1 protein-coding gene is annotated in these 3,545 nt (G+C 48.9%); it reads right to left on the reverse strand.

The annotated features are described in order from the left end of the window. A partial coding sequence (locus AB4167_RS21060) for a VCBS domain-containing protein (protein ID WP_372136972.1) occupies window positions 1–3,545 on the reverse strand: 3,545 nt, incomplete at both ends.

Raw genomic sequence — 3,545 nt, forward strand, 5'->3', positions numbered from 1 at the left:
GTGATGGTCAGCTTGCCATCAGCATAGAGTGTTGTATTGCCAAGTGTGGCGATGCCTGAGTGAGCATAGTCGGGTGACATGTCGACACCCGCGCTGTTTTCGGTTATTGAACCAGTATCAACGCCAGCGATTTGGGCTTTATCGCCAACAGCCGAGAGCGTCGTTGATGCGCCAGTGTGTGTTGTACCACCATGCGCGTCTTTCACATCGTAGGTGAAGTGGACGCTGCCGTTGTAATTGTGGCTTGGAGTGAAGGTGAAGGTTCCATCGTGATTGTCTTGAATCGAGCCATGGTCAGCATGCAAATTAGCGATAGTGAGCTTACCTGCATCGTTGGCGTCTACGTCAACAGTATTAGCGATTAGCTCGGTTGCTGTGATGGTTTGAGCAAGATCTTCTTTACCGTTGTTCAGTTGCACTTCACCAGAACAATACGGACGGTCGTTATCGCCATGAACGGTGACAACAATATCGTGAGTGGTGCCATCAGCCGATTTGACGGTGACAGTATCCGTTATCGATTCACCTTGGCCGAGGTGATCAATCTTTCTACCTGTTGCGTCTTGGCCTATGGAAGCGTAGTAGCTCCAATCTCCGTTACTCTGAAGTATGACACGACCATGAGTGCCGTAATAAACGCCGGTTTGGGCATGGCTTTCACCGGAGTCTGGATCAACAATGTTCAGGTGACCATCAGTGTGTATTTCGTCGTTCCATAATTTGCCGATGTTTCCATGCATATGATCTGGTGAGCGATCATCGACGTAGCCACCAGACATTGTACCATCTGGTGCTGTATAGGTATGCCCTTCATGAACATCTCCAGTATAGACACCGCCGATAACGGCAGAATTATTAACCCCTGTAATCGTTATTGAGAGGCTTTGAGTGCTGCTCGCATTATGCTCGTCTGTGACTGTTACTGGAACAGTCAATGTCTTCGTGACACCTGATGCTAACGATTGATAGCTAGAGTGAGCAGGATCGAAGCTATAACTGCCGTCCGGATTAACCACCAAGCCATCAATCTGCGGTGCGCTGTAAGTCAAGGCCGCACCGGTATCAATATCTTGGCCAACCATTTGTCCATTTAGAACGCTTCCACCTTCAGTCACTGAGTGGGACTGAGCATTGATGGTTGGGGCATCGTTGGTACCATGAACCGTTAGCTCTATCGTGTGTGTTGTACCATCTGCTGAGCGTATAATGGCTGAATCGTGTTTAACTTCGCCTTGCGCTAAGTTCTGTATATTGCGGTTGTCGAGGGTATAGGTGTAGTGACCGTCGCGCATGAGCAGTATGTGCCCACCCAGTTTGGTGTCGTAGCCAATACCTTGATAGGTTTGTGAGCCTATATTCGGATCAAACTGTGCCTCTCCCTTATCAGGGTCTTGGATGTTTAATCTGCCGTCGTAATGCAGTTGGTAGTGGGTATCTATATAGCCGCGATCTTCAGTTACTCCCCGTAAGTCTGCATTGGCTTGTGCGTCGGTAATAATCGCGTTATCTGGAGTTGCGATAAGATCAAACTTAGCTTGAGTGCTGACGCTGCCCCCATGGCCGTCAACCACATCATAGGTGAGTCGAATCTCACCATTGAAATCTTTATCTGGCGTGAAGGTATAAGTGCCATCTTTATTATCAGTCAGGCTACCGTGTGTCGCTTGCAAATTTGTCACGAGCAATACATCGCTACTATCCACATCGCTTGCATGTGTTAGCAAGTCAGAAGCCTTGATGGTTACGGGTTGATCCTCTTTACCCGCAGGAAGCTGAGTCCACGCACTGACAATTGGTTTGTCGTTGCTGCCTTGCACATCGATAACGACTTTATGAGGGACTGTCGCTCCTGTTGAATCGGTAGCGGTGATCCAGAATGATTCAGACTGATGTTCACCAGCCGCGAGTTTATCCGCGGCACCGCCGGTTGAATTGTCTAGCTGATAGTGCCAATGACCATGCTGATCAATCGACAGCGTTCCCCATTGACCTTGGGGTTGATTGATTGCCCACGTAACGGTGTCGGACTTATCTATATCAGTCGCGATTAAGCTCCCTGTCGCATCGGGGTTTCCTGCCGTGTTCAAGCCCTGTTCGATCACCGCGCCACTTGAGGTACCTGAGATAGTAGGGCGGTCATCGGTGCCATTAATCGTCACTTTGATGGTCGAGGGTGTGCCATCAACCGACGATACCGTGAAGGTCTCTTCGACTTTATCGCCGACATTCAATTGATTAAACGCGCTGTTGGCGGTGAAGAACCAATGACCATTGGCATCAATAGTCAGGTCACCGTTGGTGCCAGTAATCGAATCCGGTGTAAACGCATTATCTTGATTATCCACGTCGGTACTGGTCAATGTTCCTGAAGTCGTTACTGCTTTGTCGGTTTCATCGATGGCAACGGTCGCGCTACTGACAGTAGCGGCGTCGTTAGTGCCGTTAATCGCCACTTTGATGGTTGACGCTGTGCCATCAACCGACGATACCGTAAAGGTTTCTTCTACTTTATCGCCAACATTTAGTTGATTAAACGCGCTGTTGGCGGTGAAGACCCAATGACCATTAGCATCAATAGTCAGGTCACCGTTGGTGCCTGAAATAGAATCCGGTGTGAATGCATTATCTGGATTATCCACGTCAGTACTGGTCAACGTTCCTGATGTCGTTACCGCTTTGTCAGTTTCATCCACACTGACCGTTGCGGTACTGACCGTCGCTTTATCATTGGTGCCATTAATTGTCACTTTGATCGTTGACGCTGTGCCATCAATAGACGAGACAGTGAAGGTCTCTTCGATCTTGTCGCCGACATTCAATTGATTAAACGCGCTGTTAGCGGTGAATACCCAGTGACCATTGGCATCAATAGTCAGGTCACCGTTGGTGCCTGAAATAGAATCCGGCGTAAACGTATTGTCTGGGTTATCAACATCGGTACTGGTTAGCGTGCCTGAGGTCGTTACCGCTTTATCAGTCTCATCCACACTGACTGTTGCGGCACTGACCGTCGCTTTATCATTGGTGCCATTAATCGTCACTTTGATGGTCGAGGGTGTGCCATCAACCGACGAGACAGTGAAAGTCTCTTCGACTTTGTCGCCGACGTTTAATTGATTAAATGCGCTGTTGGCTGTGAATGTCCAATGACCATTAGCATCAATAGTCAGGTCACCGTTGGTGCCTGCAATCGAATCCGGCGTAAACGTATTGTCTGGGTTGTCTACATCGGTACTAGTCAATGTTCCTGATGTCGTTACCGCTTTATCAGCCTCATCCACGCTGACTGTTGCGGTACTGACTGTCGCTGCATCGTTGGTGCCATTAATCGTCACTTTGATGGTCGAGGGTGTGCCATCAACCGACGATACCGTGAAGGTCTCTTCGACTTTATCGCCAACGTTCAGTTGATTAAACGCACTGTTGGCGGTGAATACCCAGTGACCATTGGCATCAATAGTCAGGTCACCGTTGGTGCCTGAAATCGAATCCGGCGTGAACGCATTGTCTGGATTATCCACGTCGGTACTGGTTAACGTGCCTGA

It is taken from the genome of Vibrio sp. 10N.286.49.E11 (assembly GCF_041469505.1).
Lineage (GTDB): Bacteria > Pseudomonadota > Gammaproteobacteria > Enterobacterales > Vibrionaceae > Vibrio > Vibrio crassostreae_C.